This is a genomic window from Clostridia bacterium (assembly GCA_035561135.1).
GTDB lineage: Bacteria > Acidobacteriota > Terriglobia > Terriglobales > Acidobacteriaceae > DATMYA01.
In genome coordinates, this window is sequence record DATMYA010000075.1 from 1 (window position 1) to 1,410 (window position 1,410).

Genomic DNA, 1,410 nt, shown 5'->3' on the forward strand with positions numbered 1-1,410 from the left:
TACTCCTTCAGCGCGGCGATGATCTGCTCCTCGGTGTGTCCCTTCTTCGGCATGTCGAACCTCCTCGTTCCCCTCTCCGAGGACCTCAATTGCCTACGATATCTCCAATTTCAATTGGTACAACTTCTGGGTTTTGGGTCACCTTGTTGACCTTGTCCGTTCCGTAGTTGTCCATCACCAGATGGACGTCAAAACCGCCGGGGAGATTCGCGTCGATGTCGTTGAGGAACCGCAGGAACTCCTGGTGCCGGTGGGCGTCGATAGGAACTGCTGATGGTGACCCCACTGGCCACATCCAGGGCCGCAAACAGCGAAGTGACTCCATGTCGCTCGTAGTCATGCGAGTGGCGCGCCGGTACACCGGGCGCCAACGGCAGAATTGGCTGAGTGCGGTTCAGTGCCTGCACCTGGCCCTTTTCGTCCACACACAGGACCACGGCTCGATCGGGAGGATTCAGGTACAACCCGACGATGTTCCGTACCTTCTCGACGAACTGCGGGTCTTTAGAAAACTTGAAGTTCTCCACGCGATGCGGCTGCAATCCGAAAGCACGCCAAATCCGCACGATGACGGTCTGCAAGAGGCCCGTCTTCTGAGCCATCAAGCGGGTGCTCCAGTGCGTGCTGTTCCCTGGCATCGATTCCAACGTTTTCGTGATCACCTCTTCGACTCGTGCGTCGGTGATCGACCGCGGTCCGGTTCGTCGAGTAAACCCTCCAGGCGCTCCACGCGAAATTCGCTCCCGCCATTTGCAGACCGTCGCTCCCGTGAAGCCACACGGCGGTTCGAGCGTTGGAGAAGGCAATGCTGGACTACTTGGATCAACGCAACAGAAATCCCAAACCGTTTGTGTGGACGGCCGACGCGGATCTGATCTTGGGCAAGGTCGAGCGCCTTTCTAAACGAATCTCTGACTCAGGACACTAGCGGCTCAGCGGCTGTCATATCCTCCGGCGCTCTGGCAAGTCTTACGTCGTGCTCCTATCGCTTCCCGCCACGGTTGGAGAAGGGGCAACCGCGGCCCTCTTTCGCGCGGGTCTTAGAGGGTAGCCTTGCGCCGGCAGCGGTACTCCAATCGTGGAGGTTGGGAGCTTTGAAGGTTTGTAAGTCTTCCCATTCAGTAATAACCCGAGCCAGCGGCTGCGCCGCACGGCAAAATGATGAAAAGCCAACGTCACGGCCCAGGTCGCCAAGCAAACAATGGCAAACTTCAGAAAGATGGAGATGTTGATAGAGATTAGCAGTAGTCCAAACGCAATTACCAGCAGGTGGTGGGTCAAATAGATGGTATACGAGGAGTCCGTGAAACGAAGAAAGAAGCGACCCCGAGAGTTGCAGTATGCGCGGAACGCGGCAAGGACGAACCTGACCAAGCCGAAGTTCACAAGGCTCTCGGCAAAAATGAACGC

The 1,410-nt window shown here is 57.0% G+C and carries 1 pseudogene; it reads right to left on the reverse strand.

Annotated elements, in window-relative coordinates:
* Positions 1 to 139: 139 nt before the first annotated feature.
* Positions 140 to 695: pseudogene (locus VN622_15805) on the reverse strand (IS630 family transposase).
* Positions 696 to 1,410 lie beyond the last annotated feature (715 nt).